Here is a 20648-nt window from a genome sequence, read left to right as displayed (position 1 = left end):
TGCCATCGGCACTTCGACGAGCCACACGCCGCGCTGCTCTGTTCATCACGCTGTCCATGATGACAGCAGGACTCACAAGCTGCGCGAGCACCGCTGCCGGCAAGAATGCCTCCGATGGGGGCATCAAGGTGGTGGCGACGACGCCGATTCTGGGGGACGTCGCCAAGCACATCGCGGGCCCTGACGCCCAGGTGACCACGCTCATTCCTGCTGGCAAGGATCCCCACACCTTTGAACCGAGCCTGCGCACCGTGAGGGATATCGCAACCGCCGATGTTCTGCTGGCCAATGGCCTGCTCCTCGAGCCACAGAACCTCATGAAATCCATGAACGAGTCCTCCGACGTTCCCGTCACGGAGGTAGCGGACCAAGCGTCGACGCGTGGTGCCACGCTCGTGCCACTGGTGGAGAACGTGGCACTGGATGCCATCTGGCTGGGTCTGCGTGTGCGCAACGCACCTGCCGGGAAAAGCAGCGTCGCCATGCAGCTCCTCGACGCTGAGGGTCCCGGTGATGTGGCCGCATACGTGGTCTCCACGTTCGGAACACCAGAACCGTTGTTCAACACAGCTGATGGTGTGAGCGAGCGCGAAGATTCCACCACGCTGCCTGCCAACGCCCATACCCATGTCTCTTGGGCTTTTAGCAAGCCTGGCATCTATCGCCTGACTTTCGGCGCTACCGACGCAGCACCCCAGGTCATCACGGTGGCCGTAGGTGTAACTCCCCCGGAGGGTATGCATGCGCTGAGCGAGGGACACGTCGACATCTCTGCGGATTTGGGCACGGGCATGATCGACCTTGAGGATCAAGGCGAGCACTTTGACCCCGCGACTACAGCGCTGAGTATTCCTTCCTCAACGCTGCAGGAGATCCCACCGGATCCCTCCTACCGTTTCCTCGGCCGCCCCGGCGACGAAACCTACCTGCTACCCCAAGCCGTGTTGGGCAAGCACATCCATGGCGAGGTTGACCCACACCTGTGGCACAACGCCAAGAATGTCATTGCCTATGCCGAGGTCATCGCCGATCAGATGGCCCTGGCGGATCCTTCGCATGGCGCCGACTACCGCGCTCGTGCCCAAGAGTATGCCGAGAAGCTGCGAGACACGGACTCTTATGTTCGTGGCCTCCTTGCTGCAATCCCCGAACGGCGTCGCCACCTGGTCACCCCGCACCATGGCTATGCCTATCTCGAGCAAGGCTATGGCGTTGACATCGCTGGGTTTGTCACGCCGAACCCCGCCATCGAGCCGTCGCCACGCGACGTCATCGCCCTGCGACGAACATTGGAAAACCTCCAGCTGCCCGCTGTGTTTATCGAACCAACGCAACAGGCCAGCGCCGATGTCATCGAAGAGGCCGCCCGCTCCCTAGGGATTGCGGTGTGCCCCATCTACGGCGACACACTCGATGACACTGTCCCCACCTACCTCGACCTCATGCGGTTCAATGCCGAATCACTCAACCGCTGTCTCTCATAAAGGAAGAACTAAAGAAGTTATGACCACTACGCTTACTCGTCCCCGCTACGTTCCGCGTCTCATGACGACACTGGCTGCAACTCTGACCGCCGCGGCTTTAGCAATTGCACCTTCCGCTGCCTGGGCCGGAGACCTTGCCCAAGTTGTCAGCGCCGAGGAAGACGTCGCTGCACCCGGCACCGAAACCACCATTGACCACGGCCACGTCGACCTGGGCCTGCAGGTCATCGACGGACACGCTGATTTTCTTGCCCGCGATGATTCTGCCGAGAAGCCGGTCTGGCGTGAGCTCGATGACGTTGTCTTTGATGTCAGTGACGATGCTCAACTTACTTTGCCGGACGACGAGGCCTTTTCCTTTGTTGGCGCAGACCCGGGCGCACAGGTGTGGGTAGTTCCCCAGACCGAACAAGCTAACGTTCCGTGGTTGGGCTGGAATACACAAGCACCGTCGCTCAACGAGAACGTTGACCGCGGCGTCACCATGGAGTTCCTCGGTCACCAGGGGCCCGGAGAATTCAGCCTTTTCCTGCAAAATGGTGGCTTTGAACCACCGCAGCTGTTGTGGTCTACCGCCGACGCTTCCACCGAGGGTTTCTGGGTGGACTTGGGCACGCATACCCACGCCAACTGGGTCTTCACCGAGCCCGGTATCCACCAGGTTCGAGTACGCATGACGGGGGAAGGTACTGGCGATAGCGCTGGTTCTGAGGTTTCAGCGGAGGCCACCCTGACGTTCGCGGTAGGAGGCGGCACCGACGTGGCTGAAGCGCAGGCCGCGGAGTGGGACGACTCTGCTGCAGCTACGAATGCCAGCGATTCCTCTGCACAAGGAGCCGTTCCGGTGTGGGTATGGGCCCTTGCGGGCCTTGGTGTGCTGGTGCTCGTCGTTGCTCTCATCGCCGCCGCACGCACGAAGGGTGGGCGACGTGACTAGTCCCCTGATTTCCGTAGAAGACTTAAGCGTCACTCTCGCGGGCCGTCACGTTATCGAGAACGCCTGCCTGACCGTGAACCCAGGTGAGTTTATCGGACTGCTGGGCCCCAATGGCGCCGGTAAGACCACACTGTTGCGCGCTATTTTGGGCCTCGTCCCGTCAACTGGCACGATCGACGTCACCACGTCCCTGGGCTACGTGCCTCAACGCCATGACGTGGAATGGGAGTTTCCCATCACCGTGGCCAAAGCTGTGCTCAGCGGCCGCACGGGGATCGTGGGGTGGCTGCGCCGCCCCCGCCGCGCGGACAAGGAGGCAGCGCGCCGCGCGATTGAACTCACCAATCTAGAAGAGTTCGCTCGGCGCCCCATCGCGCAGCTTTCCGGTGGCCAGCGCCAGCGCGTCCTCATCGCGCGTGCCCTGGCCACCGAACCGGAGGTGCTGCTTCTCGACGAACCTTTTACCGGCCTCGACGCTCCCAACACCGAAGACCTGTTGTACCTCTTTGACGAGCTCACTGCCCAGGGCACCAGCGTGGTCATGTCGACGCACAATCTGTCTGAAGCAGCACACTCCTGCTCACGCCTCGTGCTTTTTAACAGAGGCATTGTGGCCGACGGTCCCGCTGCGGAGCTTCGCTTGCGCCCGCAGCCGTGGAGCGACACTTTTGGAGTATCGACCTCATCGCCGCTGTTGTCCGCGATTGGAGTGGCAGCATGATCGACATTTCACTGTTTGAGTTCTTCCAAGACCTCACCAACCCGCACTTGGACTTCCTTGTCCGCGCGGTGGGTATCTCCATCCTTGCTGCCGTCGTGTGTGGCGTGGTGGGATGCTACGTCGTCCTGCGTGGCATGGCTTTTATTGGTGATGCCGTCTCCCACGCGGTCTTCCCTGGGCTGGCGATCGCTTTTGTACTCCAAGGTTCTGTGCTCTTGGGCGGTGCCGTCGCCGGCTGTGCGGTAGCCCTACTGATTGCATGCTTTTCACAGCGCCGCACGGTGCGGGAAGACTCTGTCATCGGCATTTTCTTTGCCGCGTCTTTCGCACTCGGCATGGTGATCATCTCCCGTGTGGAGGGCTATACGGCATCTCTGACCAGCTTCCTCTTTGGCTCACTGACCGGTGTCTCCCGCGCGGATCTCTACACGGCACTCGTTGTCACCGTGCTCATCGTGGGCGTCATTGTCCTTCTTGGCCCACAGCTCACCGCGACGTGTTTGGACAAAGAAACCGCTCGCGCCATGGGCCTGCCGGTCTTCGCTCTGGATATCGTGCTCTACCTGTGTGTGACGGGCGCGGTAGTGATTTCAGTCGGAACGATTGGCAACATCCTCGTTCTCGCATTGCTCATTACTCCAGCAGCGACAGCACGTCTGCTCTGCGACTCACTAGGAACAATGATGCTGAGCTCTGCGCTCATCGGTTCACTGGGCAGTTTTATCGGCATCTACCTGGCATGGGCCATTGACCTTCCCGCCGGGGCCACCATCGTTTTGCTGCTCACCGCCTGCTTCCTCGTGGCCTGGGTAGCGTCTCCATTCCTGAATTCCCGCCGCGCTACTGCTCTAACCCCTCAACCTAAGGAGTCCTTGTCCGCATGAACCGCTTCATCATCCGCCCACTAACCCTGACCACCACCGCGGCCTTGACGCTCGCCACTCCACTTTGCGTTGCAGCTTCCCCACTGGCGTGGGCTGCTAACTCTGCCGAAGAGTCCTCCTCGTGCGATGCCGATTCGCAGCACGCCTTTACCCGCGGGCATCAAGACTTGGCGCTCCTGGGCAGTGGCGGCGACCTTGATCTCGTTGCCCGCGACGATGAAACAGATCGAGACTATTCCTCGGGCGATTTCTACGTCGAGGTGGGGTCAAACGCAGCTTTCGATGATGCCGCGGGCGCGGACATCCCTTCCCGCGGATGGCAGATTCCCCAAACACAAGACCCGGAAATTCCCTGGCTGGGTTTCAACACCAGCTATATCGACGAGGACACCGCACGGGATGCAACGCTGTCGATGACCCTCCACAGCGGGCCCGAGGGTGGGCGCGTGGTGGGTTTCCAGAACGAGCTGGGCGGTGCACCGACAGTATTGTTCGACTCGGAGAATCCTGATGTGAACTGGGACTATCCTGACCACTTCCACAGCCATACCGGCATCGTCTTTACCGAGCCGGGCGCCTATGCGGTTACCTTCACCTTCACGCTCAATGACGGCTCTGAGCACTCTATCGACGTGCCCTTCCTTGTCGGCGGTGCAGATTCTTCTGAGCTGTGCCAGTTGGACTGGGGGTCAGCGTCGGGAAGCGGCGAAAGCTCGGGCTCCGGTAATGCCAAGAACCGCCCACAGCAGCTGGCCAAGGACATCAACGACACGTCGAAGGCTATTGCTCAGTTAGACAAGACGATGGACAAGACCTTCAAGGAAGCTGATGCCTTCCTCACCGGCGGCTCTCCGTCTGAGTCGAAATCTCCACGCGAATCGCGTCGAGGCCGAGAGGCGCGCGCCTCTGAGAGTTCCAAGGAACCTACGCATCAGGACAACACGGTGGCGAAGGAGGAAAAGGAGAAGAATAAAGAGAATTCAACGCGTGGACAGGACTCTCATGCTGCTCCCCGGCCAGCACCACAGCGCCAAGAATCGCAGCGCAGCGCACCAGCCCACAAAGAAAGGGCACAGAGAGATTCAGCACAGCGCGAACGCTCAGAGCGCAGCCACGAAGACGGCGATAAGGAAGTCACACGTGGCTCCCAACGAGCACACAACCGCGCTGCTTCCGAGGACAGCAATGATACGGCGCAGGCTGAAAACATCCAGGCTACGAGCTATGGCGCACCAATGGTGGGCTTCTGGGCGGGATTCCTCGCCGGCATGGGAGCGCTCGCTCTCTTGTTGGGAATCGGACTGTTTATTGCTGTGCAGTTCTTCCGTCCTCGTCGTCGCGACTAGCTTCGCAACCCGGGCTTTGCAGGTATAGCAACCGAACTTGTTTTAGCAGGAACAGTTAAAGGAACTAGAATTGTTCCTCATGTGTGTTCACAGACCCTCCACCGCCCCAGATTTCCTCCTGTCCCGTGCGACGGGGTCTGTGCGTACCCAAGGATCGGTAGCCACCTTTAGCGATGTAGATGCTGCTGTTAACGCCCTACGCAGTGGTGAGGCAGAGATGGTTGTCGGTGCACTTCCTTTCCTTAAAGGTGAACCTGCGGCGCTTACGGTCCCCGAGAGCATCATCCGTGAGGATGGGCCGCTGGAGCCACATGCTTACTACCGTAGCGGTGCGCTCGAAGCTCGCGTTACTGGATTCGATCCAGAGCCCGAAGAACACCTGCGCCGCATTGAGGCAGCCATCGCCACGATTGAAGCGTCCAAGCTGGATAAGGTTGTGCTGGCACGTGCGGTCGATATCGAGTTCTTAGCCCCAGTGGATCCGCTGCTCGTCGCGGCACGCCTTATCGATCTGTCCTCGCATCGTGACGGGTTCATCGCCGATCTCAGCCCCGCAGGGCGCCCGGGTGCGATGCTCGTGGGTTCCTCCCCAGAGGTGCTCATCAAGAAGCAAGGTTCGACGGTAACGGCCTTCCCCCTCGCCGGTTCTGCGCCGCGTCATGCTGACCGCGCACGCGACATCGTAGCAGGTCAAGACCTCCATAACTCCGCCAAGGATCTGCGCGAACACGCCTTTGTGGTCGACCACATCCGCCGCATCCTGCAGCCACTGTGTGAGAGCCTTGATGCGCCTGCCTCACCACAACTGACCTCCACCAACGAGATGTGGCACCTGGGTACCCCGATTGCGGGCACGCTCAATGACCCCAGCATCACAGCGCTAGAGCTGGCCGAGCTCGTCTACCCCACCCCGGCAATTTGCGGCACGCCGACCGAGGCAGCGCAGGCGCTCATCGAGACCGCTGAGACGGACCGTGGTTTCTATGCCGGCGCGGTGGGATGGTGCGATAGCTCCGGCGATGGCGAGTACATGGTGGCCATCCGCTGCGCAGAAGTCGCTGGAGATGGCCTCTCAGCACGCGCGTGGGCCGGCGGCGGCATCGTCGTGGATTCCGAGCCCGAGGCTGAGCTGCAGGAAACCACGGCAAAGCTGCGCACCATCCTGCGCGCGCTCAATCTATAGCTCTATGCGCGGGTCACCGGGTTGGTCAGACTACCCACACCCGGAATTTCGATTTCAATGGTGTCGCCCGGAACCATAGGTGCGGTACCTGCGGGCGAACCAGTGGTGATGACGTCACCGGGCAGCAAGGTATACGACTGGGAAATCTCGGCGATAATACCGCCCATCTTCACGATCATCTGGTCGGTGTTTGAATCCTGCTTCTGCTCACGCTTGCCGTCGTGGGTCAGGTAGGCATTGATCTTCTGATCATCCAGGTTGATGCAATCCAAGTCCGTCTCAATCCACGGGCCGAGCGGGCAGAAAGTATCGATGCCCTTCGCACGTGCCCACTGGCCGTCCTTGAACTGCAGGTCACGAGAGGAGACGTCATTGCAGATGGTGTAGCCCACGACGTGATCGCGCCAGTTTTCCGGGTCAATGTTCTTCGACACCTTGGAGATGACGACAGCGAGCTCGCCTTCAAACTCAACGTTGGTAGCGAATTCCGGAATCTTAATTGGTACACCCGGCCCAATGACAGCGGTGGAGGGCTTGATGAAGATGGTCGGCGGCAGATGCTCGGCAGACTCTTTGAAGACCTCCGCAACGTGGTCGGCATAATTTCGGCCCAAGGCTACGACCTTAGTTGGCAAGGTCGGCGCCAAGAGTCGAACCTCACTAAGCGGCCATTCACGGCCGGTAGGCTCGGGCGGGGTAAATGGGGTGCCAGCGATCTCCTTGGCTACTAGCTGCTCCAGTGGGGCATCAGCAGGGCCATCGATGATGGCGAAACAGATTCCTTCAGTATGGGCAATTCGTCCTAAACGCATAACGGACATACTACTCGTGAGGATCATTCACACCGCATCGAGGCTATGTTGTAAATCCTGTTAATCTTCCGTGCCCATGGAGAAAAGCTAACGCAGTCTTACATCTCGAAGTGTGACAGCGCGGGTAATTCCTCGCTGAGCTACATAAAGCTCAGCGCAGGCGAGTGCATCACTAAGCGCATTGTGGTTGCCATATCGCGGCAGGCCATAGCGTTGGCGCACGCGGGCAAGGCGCAGGTCTTCTCCGCGAGGGTAGGTTCCCATGCGCTCCATGTGGCGGCGTTCTAAGGCGAATGTGTCAACGACGGCCAGCTCCGGGCGCTCACCAAAGACCTGTTGAGACATTTTCTCAATGAACCCCATTTCGAGCTGTGCAAAGTGTGCAAGGAGCGCTCGGCCCTCCAGCGCTTCACGAAGGTGTGTAGCGGCCTCCTTCAATTCAATGCCGCCGTTCACCAGGTCTTGGGTCAGCATGTGCACGTGGGCATCCTCCCCTACCTGGGCGCCACGAACGATGTAATATCCGGCACCAGAGAGGTCGATTGTTCCGCCATTGACCGGCACCCAGCCGATAGAGACGATGTTCCCGGTACGAGGATCGAGGCTCGTGGTTTCCATATCCACTGCGAGCAGAGCCAGATCATCCACCGGGGTGGAGGAGGCCGGCGCTCCCCAATCAGCGCGGCGTCGCGTTCGGCTCCATCTCCCCCACATCTAGATGCTCCTCACTGGATACTTGGTGGCCAGCGCATTCTGCATCGACTTGATGGCGCGGAAAGCATCGCGCAGGCGCTCGCGCTCAAGGCGGCCAAGACTCTTTGGATCGATGTGATAGTCGGGCTGGACGCCTTCACGCAGTTGGCGAGCTTGGTGCTGAAAGGACAGGGCGCGCAGGAAGTCGAAGGCGTCGAGAAGCTCTTGAGCGCCTTGTCTGCTCACCGCATCGCCCGCTGCTTCACGGAGACGCTGCCGAGTATCCACCACCGACGAGCCAGAAGCCAAAGCGAAGAGTCGACCCATCTGCACGATGCCCGCGGTACCCCCCTTCTTGATGTCGAGCGTATTGGCATATTCGCCGTCACGCTCGACGACGAGCCCGCGGAAGAAGGTGAGAGGTGGCTCGCGCCGTGCAGCCAAACTAGCCAGGTGGGCATGCAAACGTGTGGCCACCTTTCCCATTTCTACGGCAGCGGTGTGCACACCGCACCCAAGGTGCTCACTACCGTAGAGAACGCGGAAGTCAAAGAAGATTTGGGCGTTGAGCAGAGCATCCGGCTGTGGATCGCGGATCCATTTGCGGAAGGTCTCGGTCCATTCCGAGCATGTCATGCGCCACTCAGGCGTCATGGCCATCATGTCACCGGGGCACAAGACTTGGCCAGCGTCAGCGAGGCCTTCGCACACAAAGGTGCTCAGCGCAGCAAAGTACTCACCGTGAACAGAAGCGTCGTAATCATCCGCAAGGACGAGGGCGTTGTCTTGGTCAGAAGCTAGGGCCATCTCACGGCGACCTTGAGAACCTACAGCCACGAAGGCATACTCCACCGGCGGCGGACCTAGTTCCTCTTCAGCAAGGGTGCACAGGCGGCGGGCCACAGCATCCGCAGCGAGGGTCACCAAACTCGAGGCCTCCGCTGGGGTGGAGCCACGTTCCACGAAACGTCCTGCCAGACGCGTGGCCTCAGTAAATGCACCAGTGAGTTCCTGCCGGCTGGTTCGGCGTGACAGATCCGCGGCTAGATAGACGGGGTCGTTGTGAAGCAGACGCGTCACATCGGTCTGGGTAACGATGCCATGAAGACGGCCATCATCCACCACCGGAAGATGATGGATACCACGCTCCGCCATGTGGAGTAGAGCCTCCATGGCAGGTGCATCCGTAGAAACGGTCAGCGGGTTCGGGGTCATAATTTCCCCTACAGGCTGTGCCGGATCGAGCCCGACTGCCAACACGCGTGAGCGCAGGTCACGGTCGGTCACAATGCCCTCAAGGTGGTTGTCCGTGCGTGTCACCAGCAAGGAGGAAACTCCGCGGTCGGTCATGAGTTGGGCTGCTTGGGCAATCGTCGTGTCCGAAAAAGCTGTCAGCACATCGCTGCGGGTCAGCTCACCGAGAGGTGTGCGGAGGACGTCGGTCGGGGCGGCGTCGGCAAGCTCCCGCGCAGCTGCCCGCACCTGGCGTGACTGCGCCGAGAAGAAACGGGCGATATCTGGGTTGCGCTGGGCCAGAGCACTGAAGGCTTCCTGCGGAAGAGTAAAGACAAGGCTATCCTCTACCGCGACCATGTCATAGGCGGAGATTGGCTCGCCCTGCAGGGTGGAATACCCAAAGGTCAGTCCAGCTTCGCGGCGGTCCAGCAAGACCTCATCCTCACCGAGCACATCGACGGCGCCCGTACGGATGATGTGAAGCATCTCGCTGGTTTCCCCACGATGAACCGGCCTATCACCTCGGCGCAGGTAAACAATACTGAGCTGGGTGGACAAAGCAGCGAGCTCCTCCTCCGGCAGATGGGAGAAGGGCTCGTGCTGGGCGAGGAAGCTAGTCACCTCGTCTAATTCGACGCTCATGCGCCAAGAGTACAGGTTTAGGATGCCAGTGCGGAGGCGATTCGGTCACCAATCTCAACAGTGCGCACCGGCGCATCGCCCCGGAAGGACACATCCTGCGCTACAGCTTCTTCCACACGCACCGCGTTGTCGTCATCGCCGAGATGACGCAGCAACATAGCTGCGGAAAGGATGGCGGCGGTGGGATCCGCGATGCCCTTGCCTACAATATCGGGGGCAGAACCATGGACGGGTTCGAACATGGATGGGTTAGTACCCGAGGCGTCGATGTTGCCGGAGGCCGCCAAGCCAATGCCCCCGGTGACGGCACCAGCGAGGTCAGTCAAAATATCGCCAAAGAGATTATCGGTGACGATGACGTCATAGCGTGCCGGATCAGTCACCATGTAGATGGTCGCGGCGTCAATGTGGTTATAGTCCACCGTCACCTCAGGGTATTCCTGAGCGACCTCATTCACGGTGCGCTGCCACAAGCCACCAGCATTGACCAAGACGTTGGTCTTGTGCACGAGAGTGACGTGCTTGCGGCGCGTCATGGCTCGCTCAAAAGCATCGCGCACAACTCGTTCCACGCCAAAGCGGGTGTTCTGGGAAACCTCTGAGGCCACTTCGTGCTCCGTACCTTCACGGAGTGTGCCGCCATTGCCGCAGTACAGCCCCTCGGTGCCCTCGCGAACAACGACGAAGTCGATATCGCCTGGGTTCGCCAGCGGCGAGTTGGCCGTGGGATAGAGCTTGGACGGGCGCAGGTTCACGTGGTGATCCAGCGCAAAGCGCATCTTGAGCAGAAGGCCGCGCTCCAGTACACCCGGCGGGACCTCACCAGGGGCGCCGATAGCACCAAGCAAGATGGCATCGTGCGCGCGCAGGGAAGCCAAGTCTTCCTCAGTGAGAAGCTCGCCGTTGCGCAAATAGCGACGAGCTCCGAGGTCATAGTCGGTGACCTCAATGTCGTCGCGCACGGCACGCAGAACTTTAAGAGCCTCCGCAGTTACCTCTGGGCCGATGCCGTCGCCGCCAATCACTGCCAATTTCATATTATGGGATTCCTTTCTCACCTGTTGGATACATGTGAGAATACCACGGCACCGGCTACCGGACGGCGACATCGCTCAACGGCCTGCACAGCAGACAGCGCGAAGGGCCATCTGCTACATACCTTTAGGCACCAAAGTCGAGCTGACGGCAGCTAGCACCCAACGCAGCGTTGATTTCTTCGATGAGCTCTTCTGGGACCTCGCGCTCCACGCGGAGGATGAGGACTGCATCGTCCACTTCCTTGCCCTGAGTCAGCGCCGCAGCAACAATATTGATGCCAGCAGCACCGAGCTTGGTGCCCACGGTGCCGAGTGCGCCCGGGGCATCCTTGTAGGAGAAGAAGAGGTTGCGGCCGGTCGCGCGCATGTCCACGCCGCGGCCGTTGATGCGGACGATCTTCTCGACGCCATCAATACCAATGAGCGCACCGGTCAGCTGCGACACCTCGCCGCCAGAGCCGATAATCTTCACGACGACGGAAGAACGGTGACCCTTAGACTCAACGTTGGTCTTGACATCCACGTCGACGCCGCGGCTCTCCGCAATCTGCATGGCATTAACGAAGGTCACGGTTTCCGAGACCACACCGGAGAACAGGCCACGCACCGCAGACAGGCCCAAAGCTGAGACATCTTCGTTGGCGAGCTCGCCGCAGGCTTCCACCTCGACAGCCACAGGAGCGGAACCCAAGAGACTGCCGGCAACGAGTCCGAGCTTGCGGGTAAGGTCAAGCCATCCAGCGACCTCCTCGCCTACCTTGCCGCCTTCCACATTGACGGCATCCGCCACGAACTCACCAGCGAGCGCCTTGAGCACTGACTCAGCAACGTCGGTACCGGCACGGTCCTGGGCTTCCACGGTGGAAGCACCCAAGTGCGGGGACACGGTCACTTGCGGAAGCTCAAAGAGCGGGGAATCCGTGCACGGCTCAGTGGCATACACGTCGAAACCAGCACCGCGGTGGTGACCTGACTTGATGGACTCTGCCAGGGCTGCTTCATCCACGAGGCCACCGCGGGCAGCGTTGATGATGATTTGCCCCTTCTTAGCCTTGGCGAGGAGCTCCGCGTCAAACATACCGGTAGTTTCCGGGGTTTTGGGCAGGTGAATAGTGACAAAGTCAGCGCGCGCCATGAGCTCATCTAGGCTCACCAACTCCACGCCAAGCGCGGCGGCACGGGCCGGATTCGCATATGGGTCGTGCGCAATGACGGTAGTTTCGAAAGCTAGGAGACGCTGAGCAAACAGCTGGCCAATGTGGCCGAAGCCGACGATACCAATGGTCTTGCCGAAAACTTCCACGCCCTTGAAAGAAGAGCGCTTCCACTCGCCCTGACGTAGGGACTGATCAGCGGCCGGAACCTGGCGGGCAGTAGCCAACAGCAAAGCGATGGCCTGCTCACACGCGGAGTGAATATTTGACGTCGGCGCATTGACCACCATCACGCCGCGCTCAGTGGCGGCAGGGATGTCGACGTTATCCAGACCAACACCGGCACGGCCCACGATCTTCAACTTGCCAGCGGCACTAAGAACTTCTTCATCGACGGTCGTGGCAGAGCGTACGAGGAGAGCATCGGCCTCCGGAACCGCGGCAAGGAGTTCCTCGCGGTTTGGGCCATCGACCCAACGGACCTCAACAGTGTCTCCCAACGCGGAAACGGTGGATTCTGCAAGCTTATCGGCAATAAGTACGACCGGCTTCGACATAACTTCCTTCACTAGGCTGATGAGTGGATGCCGTGAAGTGTAGTTTATTCTTTCCAACCCTGATCTATTTTATGCGTGAATTCTGTCACTGAACCGAATTCCGGTCCGAGCGCCACGATGGGCCCGTCCGCAAGTCCCGCGGTCATCGCTGCCCCGACCTTCGTGGCAGACGGATCAGGATCCGGCATCACCATAACGGTACCGCCATACGCATTAGCGTTCACCACGTTGGCCACGGGGCTATCCACGGTGGCAACGATAACTGGTGCCATTTGCGCATCGCGCCGCGCTTCCGCGGGGATTGCGGGCATCTTTTCCTTCGTCATGTATTGCGGCAGCGGTTCCCATGCCGCCTTGAGCTCAACCTTCGCGGAGGAATCCAGATGCGCAATGTTATCCACCATGCGGCTTGGATCTTTCACGACCTTTGAGGTGAATTGAAACGCCGTGTACTCCCCTAAGGCTTTCGTATTGCCGGGGTCATGGATGACCTCCTGCAGGCCTGATTGACTAGCCCAAGGGACATTACCCACCACGAGGATTCGCTTGACCCCCAAATCCGACGCTAGTTCCGAAATCTTGCCCCGAATGGATTCGTCATACGTCACCATGGGAACGCGCTGGGACACACTCAGCGTCGCTGCACGCAAAGCAGCAGCGTCTGTGTTTTCAGCCAAGATAAGCGCGTTGGTGTTTTTGAAGAAGAGCCGGGCGGATTCCAATCCCCAGGGGTCGTCGAGAACGGCTACCATATCGGCGAAAGTGGGATCAATGAGCCGCAGGCGGTTCTCTTCGCTCGCGCGAGCAAGGTCAATCTCTGCGTCAGGCACTGCCGTAATGTCCTGGGTAACAAGCTGTTCGCCCCGGCCCATCGACGAACAGCTAGTGGCGCTCGCAGCGAGACTTCCCACTGCGAGCGCCACCACTAGTGCTTTAGTGTGCAAAAGCCTGCGGGCCCTCCTCACCACCAGACAGGTTGGCTTCATCGACGTCACGAATGACGGCCTTATCCAAGGCATATTCTACGATGCCCACAAAACGCTCGCGGCGATCGGCAAAGAACTGATACGCCGTCTTGGACGTGAGCAATTCAGGTTCCAACTCATGCGAGGCCAGCACACTATCAAACTCGGCATCCTCCATGATGGACTTGGACTGCACGCGCGGAAGGTAGCGTTCTGGCGAATGCCCATCGAGGACAACTTCGGTGCGCTTGCCCATCGGTGTGCGGTTGAGCACAGAGTTGGCCAAGACAGCGCTGACCCCATGACGCTGGCACCACGAGAGCGGGAAGATCGGGAAAAAGCCCGGCTTAAGATCCTCAAAGGTATGGCGAGTGAAGGGCTGCCCGGTGCGCCAATCCTTCGCACCGCGCGCCATGAGCAGTGCATAAAGTCCGTGCCACACGCCGTCGTTCTCGCTGACGGATAGAAGGCGCGATTCGCGGAAGGAAGCATCGCGCACGGTTTGGGGCACGACCTCGGTCTCCCCCGCTACCCATGCGGTGACCTCGTCAACATCACGTGCGGCACGCAGCTTGACGGCCGAAGAACCATAGAGTTCACCAAAGACACCGCTCCAGAACCACTGGTTGAGGCGGTCCCAGGAGTCCTGCGTGGAAAGCACGCCCTTGCGCTCTGCCAGGCGTGCAAGAATAACCGCGAGCGGGATAATCTGCTCGTTGTACGGCACCTGGTCCAAAGACAAGATGCAGCGCTCAGCCAAGAATTCCGCAACCTCACGGAAGGTAATGACGAGCGTCGACGCAGCCGCGCGGTACTCAGCCAAGTTCAACTGCAGGATATCCTCGCGCTGACCGCCGGCTGTGCCTTTCTTGCCCGAGACCAGCAGGGACACGGCGGAGAGAAACTCATTGCGGCCAATACCATCGAGTGCTGGGAAGGCACGCAGTTGCTTCTCGACGTCCCCCCAATGCTCCGCCAAGTGGAAATCCGGGTCTTCGGACGCGAAAACCGCGGTGAGCAGGTCAAAGACGTCCATCTGCAAACCAGCGGAGTTCACTTGGGCAAAAATGGATCCAATTCCTGCTTGTGCGGTCTCGCGGGACAGGCGAATCATGGGCACGTCATAGCCTGATAGCGGACGCAGGATGCGGTTATTAAAGGCAGCGACAACATCGCGATTCACACCATTGTCGGCAGCAGCCAATTCGAAGAGCATGCTCGTGCCTTCTTCGCTCAGCAACGCGGAGACAGGGATGCAGCACGCATCAATAGCAGCCTCACGGTTCGCCAGCGAGCCCTCAATCTCCGGAGCAAAGTGGGACTGCAGCTCGCCATGCTGGTTCACCGCAAAGACAGCCTCATCCGGCATGATGTCCTCGCTCGTGGCCGTGCGCAGATCGACGTAGAACTTGCGGGAAACTTTCTTGGAGCGGAAGTCCGTCGTGTCCACGAAACCATCACCGCGGAAGCAGTGGTACAGCGATGTGAGGCGCTGCTGACCATCCAGGAGAAGAAGACCCGGGTTCACCCCAGTATCGGGTGCACCTGCGAGCGCGCGGGGGCGGAAACGCATCGTTTCGTTGCGAGTATCCAGCGCCAAGAAGGCGCCCAGCGGATAACCGCGCAGCACAGTCACGATGAGAGAGCGGATGCGGTCCTCGTCCCAGGAGTAGGCGCGCTGGAAATCCGGAAGCTGGATATCCCCGCGGTCAATGCGAGCAAAGAGGTCAGAAAGGTCATAGCTTGGCGTCGTGAAACCCATGGTTCCGAGCCTACTCGCAGATGTGAGATCGTGCCCGTTTATGAGCGAATCTCACATGGCAACCCGAAACCATATCCCTACGTCGCGTTGTTCGGGTGCCCCCATGTCCAAACCTTCTGATTTCATCACCATTGAGGAGCGAGTCATCTCAATGAACCTACCCCGGTAGTCGAGAAACTGGCCCTCCACTCTACATCGAAACTTGCAGAGTAAGAACGACGAAACAACAACGCCTCAACCTCGAATACTCGCAAAGCACAGGAAGCAAAGTTAGGATATGAACCATGAATCTTCGGACGGCACTCAGCGACATGGGAAAGATCCACATGTCTCAATCAGAAAGAGTGAGCTCAGCCGCCAACCAGGCGCGTCTTCGCAACCAGACCCGCAGAACCCGCGCATATCGGAAGACAGCATCAACGATCCGCCGACAAATAGCGATCCGCTCCCTGGTTTAGGAAGAGTCCAGATCGGACAAGATCCCTTCGCTGTTTTCACGCACGAGGGGCCCACGCCCTTGCCTGCTATTATCAAGCAGCATAATGACATTTCCCCGGGATCCGGAGACCGAATCATGGATGATGCCCACGAAGACATGGTCCTTGATCGGAAGTTAACCGAATCTTCTTTCCTTTATGCGATCTACGAATCCAAAGTTCGATTATGGACTGCGGTAGGACTTATTGTCGCCGCTTTCGTTTCAATCCCGCTGTTTCTATTTTTACTCGAGCCTCCGGAATCGATCGTCGGTTGCGGGATGGCGGGCTTGGCTGCGTCCGCACCCTTAATCAACACCCTCTTGAGTTCAAGAGGCAAACGAGACGCCCTAGAGCAGGGCCTTCAAGGAGCACATCAATAAAACATTCGTACCGCCCCTCGTGCTTGACTGTTAAAAGTCATCAGCACCAGAGGCGGCAGAGTGTCATCAACCAGAGGTTGACTCGTCCTTAGGCAGTAGCGTCCAGTGGATTCTTGACCCAGCTCATGAGATCGCGCAGCTGAGAGCCGGTCTTTTCGATCGGGTGGTTGTTCACCTTCTCGCGCAGCTCCTCAAGCTCCTTGTTGCCACCTTCGACGTTGGCGACGAGGCGCTTGACGAAGGTGCCATCCTGAATGTCGGTCAGGACATCCTTCATGCGCTCCTTAACGGACTCATCGATAACGCGCGGGCCGGAGAGGTAGCCGCCGAACTCAGCCGTATCAGAGCAGGAGTAGTTCATGTTCTTGATGCCACCCTCAACAATGAGGTCCACGATGAGCTTCAGCTCGTGGCAGACCTCGAAGTAGGCCATTTCCGGCTCGTAGCCAGCCTCGGTGAGGACCTCGAAACCGTTCATGATGAGGTACTCCACGCCACCACACAGGACTGCCTGCTCACCGAACAGGTCGGTTTCAGTCTCATCCTTGAAGGTGGTCGGGATGACACCGGCGCGAGCGCCACCGATAGCGGCCGCGTAGGACAGGGTCAGCTCGCGGCCTTCACCCTTCGGGTCCTGCTCGGTAGCAATGAGGCAGGGAACGCCCTTGCCGTCAACGAACTGGCGGCGAACCAAGTGGCCCGGGCCCTTCGGAGCAACCATGCCGATGGTGATGTTCTCAGCCGGTTTGATCAGGTCGAAGTGGATATTGAGGCCGTGGCCGAAGAACAGAGCGTTGCCGTCCTCCAGGTTCGGCTCGATGTCGTTGGTGAAGATGGATGCCTGGGAGGTATCGGGAGCCAAGAGCATGATGACATCGGCCCACTTGGCAGCTTCAGCGTTGGTGAGAACCGTGAAGCCAGCTTCTTCTGCCTTTGCGCGGGACTTGGAGCCTTCGCGCAGACCGATAGCAACCTCAACACCGGAATCGCGCAGGTTCATTGCGTGGGCGTGGCCTTGGGAGCCGTAGCCGATGACGGCCACCTTGCGGCCCTGGATGATGGACAGGTCGGCGTCGTCTTCGTAGAGAGTTTCAATAGCCATGATTCTTAAGTTCCTTTACTTGTGTAGGAAATCGTTCTAGTGAAGTTGTACCACATTTTGAGACACAATGTCCACAATGTGAGATTCTTATTTCGATGGTGCCATTGCCTTCGGACCACGGGCCAGCGCCACGTGACCAGATTGCACTAGTTCGCGGATACCGAAAGGCTCGAGGACGTCGAGAAGCGCACGTAGCTTGCCCGGCGTGCCAGTGGCCTCAATGACCACGGATTCCGGAGCCACATCTACGATGCGGGCGCGGAAGATGTTGACCGCGTCGACCACCTGGGGGCGATTCTCGTTGTCCGCAGTCACCTTCACCAGCATGATGCCTCGCGCAATAGTGCTCTCCTCCTCTAGCTCCACCACTTTGAGGACGGGCACAATTTTGTTGAGCTGCTTGGTCACCTGTTCAGTGACCACCTCTGAGGCATCGACAACGATAGTAAGGCGGTTAATACCTTCGGTCTCCGTCTTTGCTGAGACCAGGGAGATAAGGTTGTAGCCACGGCGGGTAAACATACCGGTCACGCGGGAGATGATACCCTCGATATCCTCGACCAATACGGACAGTGTGTGGCGGGTGATGTCGTCTTTCGCCATTGTTCTTAGGCCTCCTCGAGGGATTCGTGGATCTCGGCCGGTTCCTCGGCCGCGGACTCGTTTTCATCAAATAGCGGGCGCAGGCCCAGCGCGTACTGAATTTCCTCGTTCGAGGCACCGCCGCCAATCATCGGCCACACCTGAGCATCCTGTCCCACGATGAAGTCAATGACGACTGGGCGATCGTTAACCTGCCGGGCACGCTCAATTGCGGGCGCAATCTCCTCTTCCGTGTTGACGCGAATTGACTCGCACCCCAAGGCCTCACTCAGCTTCACAAAATCGGGCACATATTCATCGTGCTCGCGCAGCTTGGTGTGGGAGTACTTGTTGTCATAGAACAGCGTCTGCCACTGGCGCACCATGCCCAGGTTGCCGTTGTTAATAACGGCCACTTTGATGGGAAAACCTTCGACTGCCGCGGTAGTGAGCTCCTGATTGGTCATTTGGAAACAACCGTCACCGTCAATGGCCCAGACTTCGCGCTCGGGCAAAGCAGCCTTCGCACCCAGTGCTGCCGGCACGGCATAGCCCATGGTTCCGGCGCCACCAGAGTTAATCCAGCTGCGCGGGTGCTCGAAATCCAAGAACTGGGCGGACCACATCTGGTGCTGGCCCACGCCGGCACAGTAGATGGCCTCCGGCCCCACAATCGCGCTGAGCTGCGAAATGACCTGCTGCGGGTTCAGCAGTCCATCGGGAGTCGGCTCGAAACCACGTGGGAAGCGGCGCTGCATGTCAGTGAGATACTCCATCCACTCATCAATCTGTGGAGCCGAAATCTCACTGTCGTTGTCATAGGCCTTGGTCAGGCGCAGGAGCACCTCACGGGCATCGCCCACAATCGGAATGGACACCTCACGAATCTTGCCCACCTCAGCAGGGTCAATGTCAGCGTGAATGACCTCCGCATGCGGAGCAAACGTAGCGGTATCACCAGTGACACGGTCATCGAAGCGCGCACCGATTGCAATGATGAGGTCAGAGCGCTGCAGCGCCGCTACCGCCGGCACGGTGCCGTGCATACCTGGCATACCCATGTGCAGCGGGTGTGAATCCGGGAAGGAACCCAGGGCCATGAGGGTGGTGACTACGGGAATTCCGGTCAGTTCAGCAAACTCGCGCAGCTCGCGGGAGGCCCCAGCCTTAATCACGCCACCGCCAATGTAGAGCACCGGTTTCTTCGCGCGGGCGATTCGCTTCACCGCCTGCGAGATCTGTCGTGGGTGCGGCGTAGTGGTGGGCTTGTATCCTGGCAGGTCCATCATCTGTGGACCCGTGTATTCCATATAAGCGTTTTGGACGTCCTTGGGAATATCCACGAGAACCGGGCCAGGCCGCCCGGTTGAGGCCAAATGGAAGGCGGCGGAAATGGCGGCGGGGATGTCAGCCGCATCGGTAACGATGAAATTGTGCTTCGTAATCGGCATCGTCACACCGCGGATATCGGCTTCCTGAAAGGCATCGGTTCCCAGCAAGGAACTACCAACCTGACCGGTAATCGCGACGACGGGGAAGGAGTCCAGGTTGGCGTCGGCAAGCGGCGTCACCAGGTTGGTAGCACCCGGACCCGAGGTGGCAATCATGACGCCCACCTTTCCCGAGGCCTGGGCATAGCCCTCGGCCGCATGGCCGGCACCTTGCTCGTGGCGGGTAAGCACGTGGCGCAGCTTCGTCGATTCGAAGAGCGCGTCATAGAGCGGAAGCACGGCGCCGCCCGGAATACCAAAGACGAGTTCAGTACCAAGATCTTCAAGGGTGCGAACGATGGCGTGTGCGCCCGTGATGCGCTCGGGCGCCTGATGTGGCGGAGTGGAAGCTGTCACGGTGGGTGCGCTCCTTCTATGGGGTGGATATCGGAGAGACCATTGCCTATAACTAACGCCCCCGTCTGTCCTTCTGGGTGTGAAGGTAGCGGGGGCGCTGCAGGTCGACGTCACTGTGGACTCGTTACGGCTCGCGCCGCCCGGGTACTACGAGGTGAAGTCGAATAATGATCATGCGACAAACTGTACACTGATAGAAAAGCCACCGCAGGCAGCTACCCCCATTTTTGGGATCCCTTTCTCATTTTATGAGATGTCACAGGTGGGGCGGTTCGCCACTGCGCCACATAGTCAATTACGATGACCCACTATGACGTCCTCACACCCGCAGAACGCTTCTTCCCGCGCCGACCACTCCCCAGCCGAAACATTTAAGCCCACCCGCGAACACCTCCTCGGCATTGGGCTACTCGCCGCCATCGCGCTGCTCAGCATCGGCTGGGCCCCGAAGTACCTGTTCTGGATTCTCATCTTTCCCATACTCGGTTTCTGGTGGGTCTTGCGCTCCCGCACCACGGTGGATTCACATGGCATCCACATCGCCTACGGATTCCGCGGGCCCAAGGACATCGCGTGGAAGGATTTTGCAGGAATCGGCTTCCAGCGCTCCCGTGCCTTTGCCCGCACTACCAATGGCGAGAACTTCAACCTCCCCGGCGTGACCTTTAACTCGCTGCCACGCTTGGCCGAAGCATCCCAAGGCCGTATCCCCGATGCCCTCACCGCGGGACGCAACGCCGCCGATGACAAGGTGGTCATTGTCCACCGCGACGGCCAGCAAGTCCTCCTCACCAAGGAGGAATACGCCGACTACCTCGAAGCACACCCCGAACTGAAAGACTAAC

Annotated in this window: 18 protein-coding genes; 8 read left to right on the top strand and 10 right to left on the bottom strand. The window is 59.4% G+C overall.

Features of this window, described 5'->3' with window-relative positions:
* Window positions 1-56: 56 nt before the first annotated feature.
* From QP922_RS03060 to QP922_RS03035, 6 genes are all read left to right on the top strand, one after another.
* Entirely contained in the window at window positions 57-1484 is a 1428-nt protein-coding gene (locus QP922_RS03060; RefSeq protein ID WP_502869584.1) for an anchored repeat ABC transporter, substrate-binding protein, read from the top strand.
* Window positions 1485-1503: 19 nt separating this feature from the next.
* On the top strand, window positions 1504-2421 hold the full coding sequence (locus QP922_RS03055) for a choice-of-anchor M domain-containing protein (RefSeq protein WP_284807873.1): 918 nt from the start codon (window positions 1504-1506) through the stop codon (window positions 2419-2421).
* Window positions 2414-3142, top strand: a complete 729-nt coding sequence (locus QP922_RS03050; protein WP_284807872.1) for an anchored repeat-type ABC transporter ATP-binding subunit — start codon at window positions 2414-2416, stop codon at window positions 3140-3142. The genes QP922_RS03055 and QP922_RS03050 overlap by 8 nt, the downstream gene beginning before the upstream one ends.
* Entirely contained in the window at window positions 3139-4026 is an 888-nt protein-coding gene (locus QP922_RS03045; protein WP_284807871.1) for an anchored repeat-type ABC transporter permease subunit, read from the top strand. Before QP922_RS03050 ends, QP922_RS03045 begins: the two co-directional genes overlap by 4 nt.
* A complete protein-coding gene (locus QP922_RS03040; RefSeq protein WP_284807870.1) occupies window positions 4023-5372 on the top strand; it encodes a choice-of-anchor M domain-containing protein in 1350 nt (449 codons plus the stop codon). The genes QP922_RS03045 and QP922_RS03040 overlap by 4 nt, the downstream gene beginning before the upstream one ends.
* A 79-nt stretch (window positions 5373-5451) precedes the next feature.
* Window positions 5452-6555 carry an isochorismate synthase gene (locus tag QP922_RS03035; protein WP_284807869.1) on the top strand — a complete coding sequence of 368 codons (1104 nt, stop codon included), beginning with the start codon at window positions 5452-5454 and terminating at the stop codon, window positions 6553-6555.
* 2 nt (window positions 6556-6557) lie between these two features.
* Here the strand turns inward: QP922_RS03035 and QP922_RS03030 are convergent, their stop codons facing one another.
* From QP922_RS03030 to QP922_RS03000, 7 genes are all read right to left on the bottom strand, one after another.
* The gene (locus QP922_RS03030) at window positions 6558-7367 is read right to left on the bottom strand and encodes a fumarylacetoacetate hydrolase family protein (RefSeq protein ID WP_284807868.1); all 810 of its coding nucleotides are present in this window, start codon (window positions 7365-7367) and stop codon (window positions 6558-6560) included.
* 87 nt (window positions 7368-7454) lie between these two features.
* Window positions 7455-8081: an exonuclease domain-containing protein gene (locus QP922_RS03025; protein ID WP_284807867.1), complete on the bottom strand. Its 627-nt coding sequence runs from the start codon at window positions 8079-8081 to the stop codon at window positions 7455-7457.
* Window positions 8082-9938: a DUF294 nucleotidyltransferase-like domain-containing protein gene (locus QP922_RS03020; protein ID WP_284807866.1), complete on the bottom strand. Its 1857-nt coding sequence runs from the start codon at window positions 9936-9938 to the stop codon at window positions 8082-8084.
* Between the two features lie 17 nt (window positions 9939-9955).
* Window positions 9956-10975: a 3-isopropylmalate dehydrogenase gene (locus QP922_RS03015; protein WP_284807865.1), complete on the bottom strand. Its 1020-nt coding sequence runs from the start codon at window positions 10973-10975 to the stop codon at window positions 9956-9958.
* 124 nt (window positions 10976-11099) lie between these two features.
* The gene (gene serA / locus QP922_RS03010) at window positions 11100-12686 is read right to left on the bottom strand and encodes a phosphoglycerate dehydrogenase (RefSeq protein WP_284807864.1); all 1587 of its coding nucleotides are present in this window, start codon (window positions 12684-12686) and stop codon (window positions 11100-11102) included.
* 44 nt (window positions 12687-12730) lie between these two features.
* A complete protein-coding gene (locus QP922_RS03005) occupies window positions 12731-13558 on the bottom strand; it encodes a hypothetical protein (RefSeq protein WP_284807863.1) in 828 nt (275 codons plus the stop codon).
* A gap of 61 nt (window positions 13559-13619) precedes the next feature.
* Window positions 13620-15413, bottom strand: coding sequence for a GmrSD restriction endonuclease domain-containing protein (locus tag QP922_RS03000; protein ID WP_284807862.1), 1794 nt, complete (start codon window positions 15411-15413; stop codon window positions 13620-13622).
* A 277-nt stretch (window positions 15414-15690) separates the two neighbouring features.
* On the opposite strand from QP922_RS03000, the gene QP922_RS02995 reads away from it, so the two are divergent.
* Entirely contained in the window at window positions 15691-16272 is a 582-nt protein-coding gene (locus QP922_RS02995; protein WP_284807861.1) for a hypothetical protein, read from the top strand.
* Between the two features lie 88 nt (window positions 16273-16360).
* Here QP922_RS02995 and ilvC read toward each other — a convergent pair whose 3' ends face one another.
* The 3 genes from ilvC to QP922_RS02980 all read right to left on the bottom strand — a co-directional run bounded on the left by ilvC (window position 16361) and on the right by QP922_RS02980 (window position 19803).
* The gene (gene ilvC / locus QP922_RS02990; protein ID WP_284807860.1) at window positions 16361-17374 is read right to left on the bottom strand and encodes a ketol-acid reductoisomerase; all 1014 of its coding nucleotides are present in this window, start codon (window positions 17372-17374) and stop codon (window positions 16361-16363) included.
* Between the two features lie 87 nt (window positions 17375-17461).
* A complete protein-coding gene (ilvN, locus tag QP922_RS02985; RefSeq protein ID WP_039675112.1) occupies window positions 17462-17977 on the bottom strand; it encodes an acetolactate synthase small subunit in 516 nt (171 codons plus the stop codon).
* Between the two features lie 5 nt (window positions 17978-17982).
* Window positions 17983-19803 carry an acetolactate synthase large subunit gene (locus QP922_RS02980; protein WP_284807859.1) on the bottom strand — a complete coding sequence of 607 codons (1821 nt, stop codon included), beginning with the start codon at window positions 19801-19803 and terminating at the stop codon, window positions 17983-17985.
* A gap of 310 nt (window positions 19804-20113) precedes the next feature.
* On the opposite strand from QP922_RS02980, the gene QP922_RS02975 reads away from it, so the two are divergent.
* Entirely contained in the window at window positions 20114-20647 is a 534-nt protein-coding gene (locus QP922_RS02975; RefSeq protein WP_070671026.1) for a PH domain-containing protein, read from the top strand.
* Window position 20648: the final 1 nt, after the last annotated feature.

The organism is Corynebacterium sp. MSK218, assembly GCF_030232655.1.
Classification (GTDB): domain Bacteria; phylum Actinomycetota; class Actinomycetes; order Mycobacteriales; family Mycobacteriaceae; genus Corynebacterium.
This window is presented reverse-complemented; position numbering and strand designations above follow the sequence as displayed.